This window comes from Shinella sp. 1A1, from assembly GCF_055379515.1.
In genome coordinates this window covers 491,754-508,897 of record NZ_AP039671.1, presented here as the reverse complement: position 1 = coordinate 508,897, position 17,144 = coordinate 491,754, and the positions used below count along the sequence as shown (strand labels likewise).

At 65.8% G+C, this 17,144-nt stretch carries 13 protein-coding genes; 5 read left to right on the top strand and 8 right to left on the bottom strand.

Annotation, left to right across the window (positions count from 1 at the left end; all coding sequences use genetic code 11):
* Positions 1 to 31: 31 nt before the first annotated feature.
* The 3 genes from ACZ48C_RS02605 to ACZ48C_RS02595 form a co-directional block, all read right to left on the bottom strand.
* Entirely contained in the window at positions 32 to 2,554 is a 2,523-nt protein-coding gene (locus tag ACZ48C_RS02605; RefSeq protein WP_464782095.1) for a methyl-accepting chemotaxis protein, read from the bottom strand.
* 239 nt (positions 2,555 to 2,793) lie between these two features.
* Positions 2,794 to 2,934 carry a hypothetical protein gene (locus tag ACZ48C_RS02600; protein ID WP_162911444.1) on the bottom strand — a complete coding sequence of 47 codons (141 nt, stop codon included), beginning with the start codon at positions 2,932 to 2,934 and terminating at the stop codon, positions 2,794 to 2,796.
* A 158-nt stretch (positions 2,935 to 3,092) separates the two neighbouring features.
* Positions 3,093 to 4,274 (bottom strand): BaiN/RdsA family NAD(P)/FAD-dependent oxidoreductase, encoded by a 1,182-nt coding sequence (locus ACZ48C_RS02595; RefSeq protein ID WP_464782094.1) that lies wholly within the window; start codon positions 4,272 to 4,274, stop codon positions 3,093 to 3,095.
* Positions 4,275 to 4,439: 165 nt separating this feature from the next.
* Here ACZ48C_RS02595 and ACZ48C_RS02590 point away from each other — a divergent pair, with 165 nt between their 5' ends.
* From ACZ48C_RS02590 to edd, 5 genes are all read left to right on the top strand, one after another.
* On the top strand, positions 4,440 to 5,879 hold the full coding sequence (locus ACZ48C_RS02590; RefSeq protein WP_119257734.1) for a glutamine synthetase family protein: 1,440 nt from the start codon (positions 4,440 to 4,442) through the stop codon (positions 5,877 to 5,879).
* 94 nt (positions 5,880 to 5,973) lie between these two features.
* Positions 5,974 to 7,257: an NAD(P)/FAD-dependent oxidoreductase gene (locus ACZ48C_RS02585; RefSeq protein ID WP_464782093.1), complete on the top strand. Its 1,284-nt coding sequence runs from the start codon at positions 5,974 to 5,976 to the stop codon at positions 7,255 to 7,257.
* Positions 7,258 to 7,352: 95 nt separating this feature from the next.
* Positions 7,353 to 8,825 carry a glucose-6-phosphate dehydrogenase gene (gene zwf, locus ACZ48C_RS02580; RefSeq protein ID WP_313194362.1) on the top strand — a complete coding sequence of 491 codons (1,473 nt, stop codon included), beginning with the start codon at positions 7,353 to 7,355 and terminating at the stop codon, positions 8,823 to 8,825.
* 9 nt (positions 8,826 to 8,834) lie between these two features.
* Positions 8,835 to 9,533 (top strand): 6-phosphogluconolactonase, encoded by a 699-nt coding sequence (gene pgl / locus ACZ48C_RS02575; protein WP_464782092.1) that lies wholly within the window; start codon positions 8,835 to 8,837, stop codon positions 9,531 to 9,533.
* A gap of 125 nt (positions 9,534 to 9,658) precedes the next feature.
* Positions 9,659 to 11,479, top strand: a complete 1,821-nt coding sequence (edd, locus tag ACZ48C_RS02570) for a phosphogluconate dehydratase (protein ID WP_464782091.1) — start codon at positions 9,659 to 9,661, stop codon at positions 11,477 to 11,479.
* A gap of 177 nt (positions 11,480 to 11,656) precedes the next feature.
* On the opposite strand, the gene ACZ48C_RS02565 is transcribed toward edd, so the two are convergent.
* The 5 genes from ACZ48C_RS02565 to ACZ48C_RS02545 all read right to left on the bottom strand — a co-directional run bounded on the left by ACZ48C_RS02565 (position 11,657) and on the right by ACZ48C_RS02545 (position 17,142).
* Positions 11,657 to 12,070 (bottom strand): hypothetical protein, encoded by a 414-nt coding sequence (locus ACZ48C_RS02565; protein WP_318910991.1) that lies wholly within the window; start codon positions 12,068 to 12,070, stop codon positions 11,657 to 11,659.
* Positions 12,071 to 12,184: 114 nt separating this feature from the next.
* A complete protein-coding gene (locus tag ACZ48C_RS02560; protein WP_464782090.1) occupies positions 12,185 to 13,276 on the bottom strand; it encodes an ABC transporter ATP-binding protein in 1,092 nt (363 codons plus the stop codon).
* 32 nt (positions 13,277 to 13,308) lie between these two features.
* Positions 13,309 to 14,961 carry a beta-galactosidase BglA gene (gene bglA, locus ACZ48C_RS02555; protein ID WP_464782089.1) on the bottom strand — a complete coding sequence of 551 codons (1,653 nt, stop codon included), beginning with the start codon at positions 14,959 to 14,961 and terminating at the stop codon, positions 13,309 to 13,311.
* Positions 14,962 to 14,984: 23 nt separating this feature from the next.
* Entirely contained in the window at positions 14,985 to 16,130 is a 1,146-nt protein-coding gene (locus tag ACZ48C_RS02550) for a carbohydrate ABC transporter permease (protein WP_464782088.1), read from the bottom strand.
* A gap of 1 nt (position 16,131) precedes the next feature.
* Positions 16,132 to 17,142, bottom strand: a complete 1,011-nt coding sequence (locus ACZ48C_RS02545) for a carbohydrate ABC transporter permease (RefSeq protein WP_318910985.1) — start codon at positions 17,140 to 17,142, stop codon at positions 16,132 to 16,134.
* Positions 17,143 to 17,144 lie beyond the last annotated feature (2 nt).

Sequence of the window (17,144 nt, the reverse complement as noted above, 5' to 3'; positions counted from 1 at the left end):
CGCCGGGGGTTCGTTTCCTGTGCGGCGGTGATCAGGCCGCGCGGTACAGCACCTCTTCGTTCGCCTCCAGGCGGAACTGCTCGACCAGCATCATCAGCGTGTCGGCATCGCCCGCCAGCTTGCGGCTTGCGGCGGTCGTCAGGTCGACCATCGAGGCGTTCTGCTGGGTCATCTGGTCCATCTGGTTGACGGAGCCATTGACCTCCTGCAGCGCCGCCGCCTGGTCGCGGCTTGCCGTCGCCATCATGTCCACATGCTGGCTGACGGTGACGATCTGCTGGCTGATCGAGGCGAGCACGGAGCCGGTCTCCTGCACGAGATGCGCGCCTGCGCTGACCTCGCTCGTCGACTTCTCGATGAGGCCCTTGATCTCGCGGGCGGCGCTGGCCGAACGCTGGGCCAGCTCGCGCACTTCCTGCGCGACGACCGCAAAGCCCTTGCCAGCCTCGCCGGCGCGGGCGGCCTCGATGCCGGCATTGAGCGCCAGGAGGTTGGTCTGGAAGGCGATATCGTCGATCACCTCGATGATCTGCTCGATCTGGCGCGAGGCGCCCTCGATGCGGCCCATGGCGGCGATCGCGTTGCTGACGACCTCGGCGGAGCTGTCGGCGCTGCGCTTCGTCGTGCCGACGACGAGGTTCGCCTCATGCGCCCGCTCGGCGGAGGAACGCACGGTGGCGGTGATCTGCTCCACGGCGGCCGCCGTCTCCTCCAGCGAGGAGGCCTGCGATTCGGTGCGCTTGGAGAGCGCATCGGCCGATTGCAGCATGTCCGAGCCGCTGCGCTGGATCGACAGCGCATTGGTGCGGATCTGGCCGAGCGTATCCTGAAGGCGGACCAGCGAGACGTTGAAGTCTTGGCGGAGCTGCTCGAGGCGGCCGTTGAAGGGCGTGTCGATCTGGCGCGACAGGTCGCCCTGCGCAAGACGGCCGAGACCGGCGGCGAGGGCATTGACGGCGAAGTCGATCTCGCGGTCGAGCGACTGCTTTTCGGCATCGTTGCGGGCGCGCTCGGCTTCCGCCGCGGCGCGCTGCTGCTCGCTCTCCTCCTCGATGCGGATCTTCGACAGGGCGTTCTCCTTGAAGACGCCGAGCGCGCGGGCCATGTCGCCGATCTCGTCAGCGCGGCCTTCGCCGGAAATGCCGGTGTCGAGGAAGCCGTCGGCAAGCCGGCGCATGGCGCCGGTGATCTGGCCGATCGGCCCCTTCAGCGTCAGCACCAGCGCGATGCCGGCGAGGATGGCGATGGCCGCGCCCGCGACGGTCGCGAGCACCGAGACCTGGTTGGCCTTCTCGCGTTCGGTGCCGGCGCTGGTCTTCTGCTCCTCGGCGAACTGGCTGAGGAGGTTCCAGATCGTGTCGATCGACTGGCCGGCGGCCTCGAAATCGGCAGCGCGCTCGGTGCTGATCTTCACGAGGGCGGCGCTGTCGGCCTCCATCCGCTCGAGCATCGGCGACAGGCTCTCGTCGACCGTGTCGAAGAACTCAAGACCGCTCGCGCTGCCGCGCAGGCCCTTCATGTCGATGCGCAGGATGGCGAGATGGCCGAGCAGCTTGACGCGGTTGGTGTCCGACGTCTGGCCGAGGAAGCGCGCGGCACCGACCTTGATGTCGTCGATGGTGGAGACGAGCTTGCGCGTGGCGGCGAGGATCGCCTCGGACTTGATGATCGGCTCGTCGAGCTCGGTGAAGAGGCGGGTCGCCTCGCGCATCTTCTCGCCGGCCGCGCCCTGGAGCTGGATGGCAACCTGGCGGAAACGGCTGACGCGCCGCGCTATGTCCGGAATGGTGACGGCCGCCGGATCGGAGGACGACAGGAAGCCGCCGAGCTCGTCGATCGTGTTGCGGATGGTGATGGAAACGACCTTCTGGCTCTTCGGCAGGATCGTCGTGATCGAGCGCTCGGTCTTGGAAATGAGCGGATAGCGTTCCTTGACGAGCTTGAGCTGCTCCTCGGGGGTTGCGCCCTTGCCGAAATCGGCGAGGAAATCGGCGAAGAACTTGCTGGCATTGGTCAGGCGTTCGGCCTCGCGCAGCATGCTCTTGGCGGCATTCTCGTTCTGCCGCACGGAGCGCTGGAGCTTGGTGGCCTCGTCGAGGATCTTCACCTGATCGGCGCCGAGAGCATTGAGGGTGTTGCCCATCGCACCGTGCAGGTCGTTTTCCTGTACATAGAGCGCCCAGAGGCCGTCCATGCGGGCCTCGATATCCTTCGTCTGGGCCTGCGCATCGATAAGGCGCGACTTGTCGGCGTCGGGCGCCAGCGCATCCATCGTCGCCTGCAGGACGGCGCCCTGCGCGTTCAGCCGCTCGTGCACGGCGTCGCGGCTTTCCTCGGAGGTCTCGCGCAGGAAGCGGTTCATGCCGGCATAGACGTCCTTGAAGCCGCTCAGCGACTGGAGGACGCTGTTGGAAATCTCCATGCGACCCTGCAACAGGCCGGACGCATAAAGGCCGGTGAAGCCGACCGCGCAGATGCTGAGAACGAATGGCAGGATGAAGACAAGAACCTTGGTCTGGATCTTGAAGCGGGCGAGAATCTTATCAATGAACATGGCGGAACATCCGTTGTCGGCGTGCTCCACCCCTGCCCTTTTCGGGCCTCCCCAGGATTCGGACGCCGGATTACCGACTTTCATGCGGCCGCAATGCCGCGCATCCGGGGGAGCAGTCATTGCCAGCCGCGCGGCAACCCTCACGGCGACGCGGCATCCGGAACCCTATCCGGCGATATTCGGCGGCAATCTTTAAAATTCTCTCACTTTTTAAACCGATTTATGACAACCGGCTGCCCTCAGAACGCCAGCATGGCGAGCAGGGCGAGGAGGCCGGCGGCGAGGGCGCAATTGATGCCGACGGCGGCGAGCCGGCGACGGCTCTCCCCGGCGGTGGCGGCGATGGCGAGGGCGCGGGCTTGGCGGTTTCTGGCGGGCATGCGGCGACACTCCGTTACGAGATACAGGCAATCCGGATCAACCGGCCAGCCGGCCCACATCATGTTGTCCCCGCTTTCCGCCCGTCAGGCTGGAAAGCCCGGAAACGCCGACCTTGGACAGCATCCGCCGCAAGGCCTTAAAGGATGGTAAATGCCCGTCAGGCCACCTGCCCCGCGGCAAAGCCCGAGGCCCAGGCCCATTGGAAATTGTAGCCGCCGAGCCAGCCGGTGACGTCCACCGCCTCGCCGACGAAATGGAGCCCCGGCACCGCCTTGGCCGCCATGCTGCGCGAATCGAGCGCGGCGGTATCGACGCCGCCGAGGGTGACTTCCGCCGTGCGGTAGCCTTCCGAGGCCGGCGGGCGCAGGCGCCAGTCGCGAAGGCGCTGGACGAGCGCCTCGATACGCTTTCCCGACTGCTCGGCGAGCGGACCGTCGATGCCGAGCTCGGTGACGAGGAGCTGCGCCAGCTTCTTCGGCATGTGCTCGGCCAGCACGGTCTGCAGCGCCTGCCGGCCGTTCTGCCGCCGGGCGGCGGCGACGATCGTGGCGAAATCGACGTCGGGACGGATCGTCAGGGCAATCTCCTCGCCCTCCCGCCAGTAAGACGAGATCTGCAGGATGGCAGGGCCGCTGAGGCCGCGATGGGTGAAGAGCGCCGCCTCGCGGAACTCCGTCCGCCCGTGGCGGGCGACGACCTCCACCGACACGCCGGGCAGGCCCTCATGGGCGGCGAGCGTCGCCGGATCGAGCATCAGCGGGACGAGGCCTGCGCGCGTTTCCACCAGCGGCAGGCCGAACTGCTCGGCGATGCGGTAGGCAAAGCCGGTCGCGCCCATCTTGGGGATCGACTTGCCGCCCGTCGCGACGACCACGGAAGCCGCCTCGATAGTGCCGTTCTCGGTGACGACCCGGAAGGATGCACCGTCATGCTCGACGGCACCGATCGGCGTGGAAAGACGCAGGTCCGCGCCAACGGCCTTCATCTCCGCCAGCAGCATGGCGATGATGTCCTTCGCCGAATTGTCGCAGAAGAGCTGGCCGAGCGTCTTTTCGTGCCAGGGAATGCGGTGGCGCTCGACGAGGTCGAGGAAATCGCGCGGCGTGTAGCGGGCGAGCGCCGACTTGCAGAAATGCGGATTGGCCGAGAGGAAATTCTTCGGTCCGGCATGGAGATTGGTGAAGTTGCAGCGGCCACCGCCGGAAATGCGGATCTTCTCGCCGGGCGCGCGGACATGGTCGAGCACCAGCACGCGGCGACCGCGCCGGCCCGCCTCGATGGCGCACATCATGCCCGCCGCGCCCGCTCCGATGATGACGACGTCTCGCCGTTCCGCCACGTGTCCGATCCCCGTTTCGCCTTCCTTTCGGCCATCGCGAGCGAAAGTCAACCGGCGAAAAGCGCCCAAATTCCTGAAAAATCGTCTTTTCTACCCCCCGGGGGGAGCTAGCCAAGGGTCAAACTCCGGCTATGATGGCGCATCGTCAACCAAACCCGGTGTCTCATGCCGTCCAAAAAGAAAGTCGTTACCCCCACCATCGAAAAGGCCGCACGCTCCTCTAAAATCCCTCCCGCCATCAGCGTGCCGCGCGGGGTAAAGACCTGGAAGGACGCCGCAGACTGGCTTCGCGCCCGCGGCATCGAAGACATCGAATGCATCACGCCGGACCTTGCAGGGGTGCCGCGCGGCAAGATGATGCCGTCGTCGAAATTCACCTCGAACACCTCGCTCGCCTTGCCCTCGGCGCTCTACCGCCACACGATCTCCGGCGACTATCCGGAGGAGACCGGCAATTTCCGCTACGAGCCGCGCGACAGCGACCTGAAGCTCGTGCCGGATCTTTCGACGCTTTCCGTCGTGCCGTGGGAGACCGATCCGACCGCGCAGGTCATCTGCGACATCGTCGGCTCGACCGGCGAGAACGTGCCCTACACGCCGCGCAACGTGCTGAAAAACGTCGTCAAGATGTATAGCGACCGCGGCTGGAAGCCGGTGGTGGCGCCGGAGATCGAGTTCTACCTCGTCGCCGTCAACGACGACCCGGACTATCCGCTGCATCCGCCGAAGGGCCGCTCCGGCCGCGCCATCCAGGGCGGCCAGGGCTATTCCATCGCGGGCATCAACGAATTCGACGAGCTGATCGACGACATCTACCACTTCTCGGAAAAGCAGGGGCTCGAGATCGATACCCTGATCCACGAGGAGGGCCCGGCGCAGCTCGAGATCAACCTGCGCCACGGCGATCCCGTCGAGCTCGCCGACCAGGTGTTCCTGTTCAAGCGCACGATCCGCGAAGCCGCGATGAAGCACGGCATCTACGCCACCTTCATGGCCAAGCCCATGCAGGGACAGGCGGGCTCGGCCATGCACATCCATCAGTCCGTGGTGGAGATCGAGACCGGCCGGAACGTCTTCTCCAATCCGGACGGATCGGCCTCGCAGGAATTCTTCCACTTCATCGGCGGCATGCAGGCTTATGTGCCGAAGACGCTGGTCATGATGGCGCCCTATGTGAATTCCTACCGGCGCCTGACGCCCGACATGTCGGCGCCCGTCAACAATGCCTGGGGCTACGACAACCGCACGACGGCCTTCCGCGTGCCGGTATCGGATGCCGCGGCGCGGCGCATCGAGAACCGGCTTCCCGGCTCGGACGCCAACCCCTATCTCGCGCTCGCGGCCTCGCTCGGCTGCGGCCTGCTCGGCATCATGAACAAGCTCGAGCCGACCGCGCCGACGGAGGACACCGCCAACGAGGGCTCTATCGACCTGCCGCGCGGCCTGCTGGAGGCCGTGTCGCTGCTCGAATCCGATCCGGCTCTGGCCGAGGTGCTGAGCGCCGAGTTCATCGGCCTCTATGCCGGCGTCAAGCGGGGCGAGTTCGAGACCTTCATGCAGGTGATCAGCCCCTGGGAACGCGAGTTCCTGCTGCTCAACGTCTGAGCGGCCGGCGGTCCGGGCCGCTGCAAGAGACCAGACCCTGAGAGCGGCGGCGCCCCGGCGCGCCGCTGCACCCTCTTGAATACGAGTGTGTGCAATGCCCTGGCAAAGCCCGATTTCCCCCGGCGTCTCCTGGTATGAGGCAAGCGTCGGCGAGCGCCCCGAATATGCGGCCCTCGACGGCTCGGTGGAGACCGATGTCGCCATCGTCGGCGGCGGCTTCACCGGCCTGCAGGCCGCCTACAATCTCGCGCGGAAGGGCGTCCGCGTCACGCTCATCGAGGCGCATCGCTTCGGCGACGGCGCGTCCGGCCGCAACGGCGGCCAGCTCGGCACCGGCCAGCGCGCCGAGGCGGAGGAGCTGGAGGCCGAACTCGGCTACGAACGCGCAAAGGCCCTCTTCAACATGGCCGAGGACGCCAAGCGCCATATCCACGATTTCGCCGCCTCGCAGAACCTCGACATCGACTATGTGCCCGGCCAGCTCAATGTCAGCCACAAGGCGAGCTTCGAGAAGGATTTCCGCGATCACGTCGAAATCGCCGCGACGCGCTACGACTATCCGCACATGACCTACATGGACCGGGCGGAGACGGAGGAGCGCGTCGGCTCGAAGCGCTTCTTCTTCGGCATCCGCGACACCGGCACCGGCCATATCCACCCGATGAAGCTGCTGGTCGGCGTCGCCCGCGCCGCGCAGGCCGCCGGCTCCAGCCTGCATGAGAAGACCCCCGCGCTGAAGATCGAGCGGGCCGGCGGCAAGGCGGTGATCACCACCGCGAAGGGCATGATCCGCGCCGACAAGGCGCTGATCGCCTGCAACGCCTATATCGGCGACCTGGAGCCGAAGACGGCGGCGCATGTCATGCCGATCCGCTCCTTCATCGGCGCGACGGTGCCGCTCGACAGGTTCCCCTCGGTCATTCCCGGCGGCGAGGCCATCGCCGACACGCGGTTCGTCGTGCGCTATTTCCGCAAGACCCGCGACGGCCGGCTGCTCTTCGGCGGGCGCGAGGCCTATTCGGAAAACCTCGACGACATGACGCCGCCGATCCGCCGGCAGATCGAGGAGGTCTATCCGGAACTGAAGGGCATCGAGCTCACCCATGCCTGGGGCGGCTCCGTCGGCATCACCATGCCGCGCAAGCCCTATGTGCGCGAGGTCATGCCGGGCATCACCACCATCGGCGGCTATTCCGGCCATGGCGTCATGCTGTCAAACTATTGCGGCAAGCTCTATGCGGACGACGTGACGGGCGGCAGCAGCGACCTCGACCTGATGAAGGCCCTGAAGATTCCGGCCTTTCCGGGCGGTCAGCGCTTCCGTTCACCGCTTCTGTTCCTCGCCATGACGTGGTACGCGCTGCGCGACAGGCTCTGATCGAATGGAAACACCGATTTTGTTGCGTTGCACGCTGGCGTTTTTAAATCGATTAGATTATAACACCCGCCAACAGAACGAGATCGAGATATCCGATGAGCAGCCAGATCATTCCCGTTGAACCCTTCGACTATGTCGTCTTCGGCGGAACCGGCGACCTTGCGGAACGCAAGCTCCTTCCGGCCCTTTACCACCGGCAGCTCGCCGGCCAGCTTTCGGACCCGACGCGCATCATCGGCGCGTCGCGCACCGCCTTCACGGATGCGGAATACCGCAAGTTCGCCGTCGATGCGCTGAAGGAGCACCTGAAGGCCGGCGAATTCGACGACGAGCAGGTCAGGATCTTCTGCGACCGGCTGTTCTATGTCGCGGTCGACGCCAAGTCCGAGCTCGGCTGGGACAAGCTGAAGGCCCTGCTGGACGAGGGCAAGGACCGCGTGCGCGCCTTCTATCTCGCCGTCGCGCCCGCCATCTTCGGCGACATCTCCGAGAAGATCCGCGACCACAAGCTCATCACCAAGCAGACGCGCATCGTCGTCGAGAAGCCCATCGGCCGCGACCTTGCCTCCGCCAACGAGCTGAACAACACGATCGGCAAGGTCTTCCACGAAGATCAGATATTCCGCATCGACCACTATCTCGGCAAGGAGACGGTGCAGAACCTGATGGCGCTGCGCTTTGCCAACGCGCTCTACGAGCCGCTGTGGAACTCCGCCCATATCGACCATGTGCAGATCACGGTCGCCGAATCGGTCGGCCTCGAAAGCCGCGCGGGCTATTACGACAAGGCCGGCGCGCTGCGCGACATGGTGCAGAACCATATCCTCCAGCTTCTCTGCCTCGTGGCGATGGAAGTGCCCTCCTCCATGGACGCCGAAGCCGTGCGCGACGAGAAGCTCAAGGTGCTGCGCGCGCTGAAGCCGATCGACCAGTACAATGTCGAGCGCCTGACGGTGCGCGGTCAGTACCGCGCCGGCGCCTCCTCGGGCGGCCCGGTCAAGGGCTATCTCGAAGAGCTGGAAGGCGGCGTCTCCAACACGGAGACCTTCGTCGCCATCAAGGCCGAGATCGGCAACTGGCGCTGGGCGGGCGTGCCCTTCTACATCCGCACGGGCAAGCGTCTTGCCACGCGCATGTCGGAGATCGTCATCACCTTCAAGCCGATCCCGCATTCGATCTTCGATCCTTCGGCGGGCCGCATCGAGGCCAACCAGCTTATCATCCGCCTGCAGCCGGACGAGGGCGTCAAGCAGTCGCTGATGATCAAGGACCCCGGCCCGGGCGGCATGCGCCTGCGCAACGTCTCGCTCGACATGAGCTTCGCCGAGGCCTTCGACGCGCGCAATGCCGATGCCTACGAGCGCCTGCTGCTCGACGTCATCCGCAACAACCAGACGCTCTTCATGCGCCGCGACGAGGTGGAAGCCGCATGGCGCTGGGTCGACCCGATCCTGAAGGCCTGGGAAGCGACCGGCCAGCAGGCGCAGGGCTACACCGCCGGTACCTGGGGCCCGAGCCAGGCCATCGCCCTCATCGAGCGCGACGGCCGCACCTGGCACGAAACGTAAGGAAGCCCGATGAGCGCGCAACTGCATGAATTCAAGGATGGCGCGGCATTGGCCGAGGGGCTGGCGGACCGGGTTTCCGCCGCGCTCGCGGGCGGCATCGCCGCGCGCGGCCGCGCGAGCCTCGCGGTGTCGGGCGGCTCGACGCCCAAGGCCTTCTTCAAGGCGCTCTCCACCCGCGACATCGACTGGAGCAAGGTGACGGTCACGCTCGTCGACGAGCGCTTCGTGCCGGCGGACAATCCGCGCTCGAACCACCTGCTCGTCGCCGACAACCTGCTGCAGGGCAAGGCGAAGGCAGCCGCCTTCCTGCCGCTCTACCGGGACGCCGGCAGCGCGGAAGAGGCGGCGAAGATCGTCTCGGCCGATGCCGCGAGCCTCGGCCATCCCTTCGACGTCGTCATTCTCGGCATGGGAACGGACGGCCATACGGCCTCGTTCTTCCCCGGCGGCAGCAACCTTGCCGAGGCGATCTCATCCGAGACGCCGCGCGGCGTGATCACCATGGAAGCGGAGGGCGCGGGCGAAACCCGCCTCACCTTCACCTTCACCAGCCTTCAGGATGCCCGCCTTCTGGTGCTGCATATCGAGGGTCAGGGCAAGATGGACGTTCTTTCCGCTGCAAAGGAGGACGGGCCGGAGGCCGAGATGCCGATCCGCGCCATTCTCCGGCGCGCGGCGACGCCGCTCGATATCTACTGGGCGCCCTAGAGCACCCGGCCGGCTGAAGCCGAACATGACCGGCGTCGAGGGACGCCATTGCCCCCGCGGATGGCGCAGCTTTCCCGCTCGCCTTGCCGTGCAAGAATGCAATCGAGAAAGTCAGGATAGATCCCATGTCCGCCGACAAACGCATCGAAGCCATCACCGCCCGCATCGTCGAACGTTCCAAGCCGCACCGCCTGCCCTATCTGGAGCGCGTGCAGGCCGCCGCCTCCAAGGGCGTGCACCGCGCCGTGCTCTCCTGCGGCAACCTCGCGCACGGCTTTGCGGTCTGTTCCCCCGCCGAGAAGGACGCGCTCGCCGGCGACCGCGTCCCCAACCTCGGCATCATCACCGCCTATAACGACATGCTCTCGGCCCACCAGCCCTTCGAGACCTACCCCGCCCTGATCCGCGAGGCCGCGCGGGAAGCCGGCGGCGTGGCGCAGGTCGCCGGCGGCGTGCCGGCCATGTGCGACGGCGTCACCCAGGGCCAGCCGGGCATGGAGCTCTCGCTCTTCTCGCGCGACCTCATCGCCATGGCGGCGGGCGTCGGCCTCTCGCACAACATGTTCGATTCGGTCGTCTATCTCGGCGTCTGCGACAAGATCGTGCCGGGCCTCACCATCGCGGCGCTGACCTTCGGCCACCTGCCGGCCGTCTTCGTTCCCGCCGGCCCCATGACCTCCGGCCTGCCGAACGACGAGAAGGCCCGCGTGCGCCAGCTCTATGCGGAAGGCAAGGCCGGCCGCGCCGAGCTGCTGGAGGCCGAATCCAAGTCCTATCACGGCCCGGGCACCTGCACCTTCTACGGCACCGCCAATTCCAACCAGATGCTGATGGAGATCATGGGCTTCCACATGCCCGGCGCCTCCTTCATCAATCCCGGCACGCCGCTGCGCGACGCGCTGACCAAGGAAGCCGCCAAGCGGGCGCTCGCCATCACCGCCGGGGGCAACGAGTTCACCCCGGCCGGCGAGATGATCGACGAGCGGTCCATCGTCAACGGCGTCGTGGGCCTCCACGCCACGGGCGGTTCGACCAACCACACGCTGCACCTCATCGCCATGGCGCGCGCCGCCGGCATCGTGCTGACCTGGAAGGATATTTCCGACCTTTCCGACGTCGTGCCGCTGCTCGCCCGCGTCTATCCGAACGGTCTTGCCGACGTGAACCATTTCCATGCCGCCGGCGGCATGGGCTTCCTCATTCAGGAACTGCTGAAGACCGGCATGCTGCATGACGACGTGCGCACGGTCTACGGCCAGGGCCTGCAGGCCTATACGATCGATCCGAGGCTCGGCGAGAACGGCAGCGTGCGCCGCGAGCCGGCACCGAAGGTCAGCCACGACCCGAAGATCCTCGCCAGCATCGAGGCGCCCTTCCAGCCGACCGGCGGGCTGAAGATGCTGACCGGCAATATCGGCAAGGCGGTGATCAAGATCTCCGCCGTCAAGCCGGAGCGCCATGTCGTCGAAGCGCCGGCCAAGGTCTTCCATGACCAGCAGGAGCTCAATGTCGCCTTCAAGAACGGCGAGCTGACGGGCGACTTCATCGCGGTCGTCCGCTTCCAGGGCCCGAAGGCCAATGGCATGCCCGAATTGCACAAGCTGACCACCGTGCTCGGCATCCTGCAGGACCGCGGCCAGCGCGTGGCGCTGCTCACCGACGGCCGCATGTCCGGCGCCTCCGGCAAGGTCCCGGCCGCCATTCACGTGACGCCCGAGGCGGTCGACAACGGCCCGATCGGCCGCATCCGCAGCGGCGACACGATCCGGCTGGACGCCTCCCATGGCACCATCGAGGTTCTGGTGGACCCCGCGGAATTCGACGCCCGCCCGCAGGCGACGGCCGATCTTTCCGGCAACGAATTCGGCATGGGCCGCGAGCTTTTCGCGCCCTTCCGCGCCATCGCGGGGCCGGCGGACCATGGGGCGAGCGTGCTGTTCGCGTAATCGGGCGGTCGGCCCCTCATCCGGCCTGCCGGCCACCTTCTCCCCGCAGGCGGGGAGAAGGGACATTGCCGCGCGGGTTTCCTTCAATTCATGGGAAAGCATCGCCACGAGTTCCTTCTCCCCGCTCGCGGGAAGAAGGTCGCAGCAGCGGGATGAGGGGCAGCGCCTCCCAAGCCCTCAGCTATAGATATCCAGCGTCCGGCCCTGATGGTTCCGATGCGTCGAGTAGACGAAGATGCGCTGCAGGTCCTTGTCGGACAGGAGCCGCAGGAAGCGGGCCTCCACCACGTCGTTCGTATAGATGCGCTGCGTCAGGCATCCGATCATCGGGATGCGGGCGCTGACGATGTCGAGGTAGAAATTGCGCGGCAGCTGGAACTTGGTCGTCATGGTGATGACGGCGCCGCTGCGTGAGAGCTTGGTAATGATGCCGCGGCGGGAGACGAGGTTGACGAGCCCACCGCTCTCGGTGAACTCGATGCGGGCCTCGTTGCAGGTATCCTCCATCGGGAAGGACTTTTCCCGATCGTACATGAAGGACTCTTCCTTGTTCAGGTAGCTGCCCCGCTGCCCTTGCCCATAGATGCTCATCCGCCTGCTGCCCCGGCACTTTCGATTTGCGGGAAAGCTAGCCCGGCAAGGCTTAATAACGGGTTGAGCGGCAAGGCGAAATCCTGCTGCCCGTCCCTGTCTCAGCGCCCACGCTCAAGCGGCACGGTAGCTGTTCCCGGCCGCGTCGAAGAGATGCAGCCGCGCCTTGTCGGCGGTGAAGCGGACCTTGTCGCCGCGCCTGACGGCAAGGATACCGGGGATCTTCGCGATGATCGGCTCGCCCGGCACGAGGCCCTCGATATAGAGCAGCGTCACCTCTCCAAGCGCCTCGACGATGGAGACGGTACCCTCGAAGAGGAAGTCCTCGCCGGTGGTGATCTGGAGGTCTTCCGGCCGCACGCCGAAGCTCACCGTCTTGCCGACTTCGGAGGCCGCCGTCGGGATATCGACGCTGGAGGTGCGCCCGCCGGTCAGTTCCAGCGCCGTTGTCTCACCGGCCGTGGTGATCTTTGCCGGGATGATGTTCATGGCGGGCGAGCCGATGAAGCGGGCGACGAAGAGGTTCGCCGGGCGCTCGTAGAGTTCCAGCGGCGGCCCGACCTGCTCTATATGGCCGGCTGAGAGCACGACGATGCGGTCGGCGAGCGTCATCGCCTCCACCTGGTCGTGCGTGACGTAGATCATCGTCGTGTCGGCCATCTGCTCGTTGAGCTTGGCGATCTCGATGCGGGTGGCGACGCGCAAGGCGGCATCGAGGTTCGACAGCGGCTCGTCGAAGAGGAAGACCTTCGGATCGCGGCAGATGGCGCGGCCGATGGCGACGCGCTGGCGCTGGCCGCCCGACAGCGCCTTGGGCAGGCGGTCGAGATATTGGGTGAGCTGGAGGATATCGGCGGCCGAGCGCACGCGGCGGTCGATCTCCTCCTTGCTCTCGCCGGCGATCCGCATGCCGAAGGCCATGTTGTCGTAGACGGTCATGTGCGGATAGAGTGCGTAGGACTGGAAGACCATGGCGATGCCGCGCTTGGAGGACGGTACGTCGTTGACCCGCTCGCCATCGATGGTCATGTCGCCGCCGGTGATCTCTTCGAGGCCCGCGATCATGCGCAGGAGGGTCGACTTGCCGCAGCCGGACGGGCCGACGAAGACGATGAACTCGCCCTGCTTGATATCGAGATCGATGCCGTGGATCACGTCCACCGCGCCGTAGGACTTGCGGATATCCCTGAGCACCAGCCCTGTCATGTCTCTCTCCCCTTTACGTTTTGACGCAGCCGTCACGCGAAGCGGGCGAAGAACCCGCTCCAGGCCGGAAGTTCTATATTTTCCTCATGCATCAGGCTAGCGAAGCCATGGCCTTCCAGCACCTCCAGCGTGCCGGACGGCAGGTCGGCAAGGCGCGGCACCGGGCTCATGTTGAAGGCGCAGAAGACCTTCTCGTTGCCGTGGCTGCGCACGAAGGAGAGGATCGCCCCTTCGGCCGAAAGGAATTCGATCTCGCCCTTGACCAGCGCCACATGCTCCTTGCGGAAGGCGAGGAAGCGGCGGTAGTGCGACAGGACCGACGCCTCGTCGCCCTCCTGCATGTCGACCGCGCGCTCCAGATGGGCGGCCGAGACCGGCAGCCAGGGCCTGCCATCGCTGAAGCCGCCGGACTGCTCGCCGGCACTCCAGACCATCGGCGTGCGGCAGCCGTCGCGGCCCTTGAAATCCGGCCAGAACTGGATGCCGTAGGGGTCCTGCAGATCCTCGTAGGCAAGCTCGGCCTCCGGCAAGGCCAGTTCCTCGCCCTGGTAGATGCAGACGGAGCCGCGCAGCGACATCAGCAGGCTCGCCAGCAGCTTGGCATGCGCCTCGTGATCCGTCACGCCGAAGCCCCAGCGGCTGACATGGCGCATGACGTCATGGTTGGAGAAGGCCCAGCAGACCCAGCCTTCGGGCGCCGCCTTTTCCAGCGCATGCTGCGTCTCGGCGACGAAGGCCGGCGTCAGCGGATCGGGCGCCAGGAACTCGAAGGCGTAGCACATGTGCATCTTGTCGCCACCGGAGGTGTACTCGCCGGCGATCTCGAGGCCGCGCTGGCTATCACCCACCTCGCCGACCGCCGCGATGGCCGGGAATTCCTCGAGAAGCGCGCGGAAGCGTTTCAGGAATTCGAGGTTCTCCGGCTGGTTCTTGTCGTAGAGATGTTCCTGGTAGTTGTAGGGGTTCACGGCGGGCGCCGTCTGCGCGTTGCGGCGCTCGGGGGGAAGCGACGGGTTGTCGCGCAATTCCTTGTCGTGGAAATAGAAATTGATCGTGTCGAGGCGGAAGCCGTCGACGCCGCGCTCCAGCCAGAAGCGGGCGACGGAGAGCAGCGCGTCCTGAACTTCCGGATTGTGCAGGTTCAAATCCGGCTGCGAGGTCAGGAAGTTGTGCATGTAATATTGCAGGCGCGTCGCGTCCCACTGCCAGGCGGAACCGCCGAAGATCGCCAGCCAGTTGTTGGGCGGCGTGCCGTCGGGCTTCGAATCCGCCCAGACATACCAGTCCGCCTTGGGATTGGTCCGCCGCGAGCGGCTTTCGACGAACCAGGGATGCCTGTCGGAGGTGTGCGACAGCACGAGATCGATCATCACGCGGATGTCGAGCCGGTGGGCCTCGGCGATCAGCGCGTCGAAATCGGCAAGCTCCCCGAAGATCGGGTCGACATCGAGATAATCCGAGACGTCGTAGCCGAAATCCTTCATCGGCGAGGTGAAGAAGGGCGAAATCCAGATCGCGTCCACGCCGAGGGACGCGACGTGGGCAAGGCGCTCGGTGATGCCCTTGAGATCGCCGATCCCGTCGCCATTGGTGTCCTGGAAGGAGCGCGGATAGATCTGGTAGATCACCGCGCCGCGCCACCAGTCCTTGTCCGGCGTGAGAAGGGTGGAATCCGAGGTCGTCATTCTGCTTGTCCTATAGGTATGCGTCAGCCGCCCTTGACCGATCCCGCCAGCAGGCCGCGCACGAGATAGCGCTGCAGGCTGAAGAAGACGATAAGGGGGACGACAATGGTGATGAAGGCGGAGGCCGTGAGGATTTCCCAGTTGCCGCCGCGCGAGCCGAGGAGGTTCACGAGGCGCCCGGTCAGCACCAGCTCGTCATTACCCGTGCCGAGGAAGACCATGGCGACGAGCAGGTCGTTCCATGTCCACAGGAACTGGAAGATGGCGAAGGAGGCGAGCGCCGGAAAGGAGAGCGGCAGGATGATCTTCACGAAGATGTCGAAATCGGACGCGCCGTCGACGCGGGCCGATTCCATGATCTCGCGCGGCAGGCCGGCCATGTAGTTGCGCAGGAGGTAGATGGCGAGCGGCAGGCCGAAGCCCATATGGGCGAGCCAGATGCCGACATAAGTCTTGGCCGGCACGCCGAAGAAGACGCCGACGCCGTTATAGAGCCGGAGCAGAGGGATCAGCGACATCTGCAACGGCACGACGAGCAGGCCGACGATGACCGCGATGAGGACCGCCCGGCCGGGAAACGGCATCCAGGCGAGCGCATAGGCGCAGAAGGCGGCGACGAGGATCGGGATGATGGTCGAGGGGATCGCCACCGTCAGCGAATTGATGAAGGACGAGCCGATGCCGGCGGCGCTCAGCACCTCGCGATAGTTGTCGAGCGTGAAGCGCGGCGGGACGGAGGCGGTGTAGAAGATGCGCTGGCCGCGCGTGCCTTCCATCCTCGCCGGCGAGACGAGTTCGTAGCTGCCGTCCTCGTTGACGGTCAGCGTCTGGCCGTCGCCGATATCGGCGGCCGTGCCCGGCTCGAAGGCGGCGGGCTGCATGGGGCGGACGCCGAAGGCCGAGACCTTCGCCGAGCCGCCCTCCGTCAGGTTGCCGGAGATGACGAACTTGCCATCACGCTCGACCTGGGCATCCGGCGCGGCAGCGCGGCCGGTGAGGTTCTGCGAGGAGGTGGAGAGCGCCGTCCACCAGCCGGAGACGGCGAGCTGGTCCTTGTCGCGCAGCGAGGAGATCAACAGGCCCGCGGTCGGCAGCGTCCAGAGCGCGACGAGCAGCAGGACCGAAAGATGGACGAGGATGATGAGCGGCGAACGGGACGATGCGATCATCTCAATGGCCTTCCATTTCCCGGGTGGCGTTGCGGATGTTCCAGATCATGATCGGAACGACGAGGATCATGATGACGACTGCGATGGCCGCGCCGCGCCCGAAATCGCCGCCGCCGCGGAACATCCAGTCGAACATCAGGTTGGCCAGGACCTGCGTCTGCCACTGGCCGTTGGTCATCGCGAGCACGATGTCGAAAACCTTGAGGACGAGGATGGTGATCGTCGTCCACACGACGGCGATCGTGCCCCAGATCTGCGGCACCATGATCTTGAAGAAGATCTGGAAGCCGTTCGCCCCGTCGATGACGGCCGCCTCGATGGTCTCTTCCGGAATGCCGCGCAGCGCGGCGGAGAGGATGACCATGGCAAAGCCGGTCTGGATCCAGATCAGGATCACCATGAGGAAGAAGTTGTTCCAGAAGGGAATGGTCATCCACGCCTCGGGCGTGCCGCCGAGGGCGACGACGACGGCGTTGAGGATGCCGATCTGCTCGGAGCCTTCCGAGCGGAAATCGTAGACGAACTTCCAGATGACGGCGGCGCCGACGAAGGAGATCGCCATCGGCATGAAGATCAGGGTCTTGGCGATATTGCCCCACCAGATGCGGTCGGTGAGCGCGGCGATGACGAGGCCGAAGAAGGTGGCGAGCGCCGGCACCACCAGCAGCCAGAGGAAATTGTTGAAGATCGACTGGCGGAACTCGCCGTCATTGATCATCCAGGCGAAATTGCTGAAGCCGACGAAGCGGGTGCCGGAACGGTCGTGGAAGGAGAGGCGCACCGATTCGAAGACGGGATAGACGAGATAGATGGCGAGCGCGAAGAGCGCCGGCGCCATGAAGAGCCACGGCCGGATGGCATTGGTGATCCTGAGGTTGCGGGACGCCTCGGCCCCCGTCCGTCCCTTGGAGGGGAATATCCTGTCGAGCAGCCAGTTGGTCCCAAAGAAATAGGCGGCACAGGCGAGCACGCCCCCGACCATTGTGAAGACGGCGAATAACAATTGCGACATGG

Coding starts and splice junctions, on each gene's coding strand:
- ACZ48C_RS02605 (WP_464782095.1), bottom strand. CDS start 2,554: ATGTTCATTGATAAGATTCTCGCCCGCTTCAAGATCCAGACCAAGGTT.
- ACZ48C_RS02600 (WP_162911444.1), bottom strand. CDS start 2,934: ATGCCCGCCAGAAACCGCCAAGCCCGCGCCCTCGCCATCGCCGCCACC.
- ACZ48C_RS02590 (WP_119257734.1), top strand. CDS start 4,440: ATGCCGTCCAAAAAGAAAGTCGTTACCCCCACCATCGAAAAGGCCGCA.
- ACZ48C_RS02585 (WP_464782093.1), top strand. CDS start 5,974: ATGCCCTGGCAAAGCCCGATTTCCCCCGGCGTCTCCTGGTATGAGGCA.
- zwf (WP_313194362.1), top strand. CDS start 7,353: ATGAGCAGCCAGATCATTCCCGTTGAACCCTTCGACTATGTCGTCTTC.
- pgl (WP_464782092.1), top strand. CDS start 8,835: ATGAGCGCGCAACTGCATGAATTCAAGGATGGCGCGGCATTGGCCGAG.
- edd (WP_464782091.1), top strand. CDS start 9,659: ATGTCCGCCGACAAACGCATCGAAGCCATCACCGCCCGCATCGTCGAA.
- ACZ48C_RS02565 (WP_318910991.1), bottom strand. CDS start 12,070: ATGAGCATCTATGGGCAAGGGCAGCGGGGCAGCTACCTGAACAAGGAA.
- ACZ48C_RS02560 (WP_464782090.1), bottom strand. CDS start 13,276: ATGACAGGGCTGGTGCTCAGGGATATCCGCAAGTCCTACGGCGCGGTG.
- bglA (WP_464782089.1), bottom strand. CDS start 14,961: ATGACGACCTCGGATTCCACCCTTCTCACGCCGGACAAGGACTGGTGG.
- ACZ48C_RS02550 (WP_464782088.1), bottom strand. CDS start 16,130: ATGATCGCATCGTCCCGTTCGCCGCTCATCATCCTCGTCCATCTTTCG.
- ACZ48C_RS02545 (WP_318910985.1), bottom strand. CDS start 17,142: ATGTCGCAATTGTTATTCGCCGTCTTCACAATGGTCGGGGGCGTGCTC.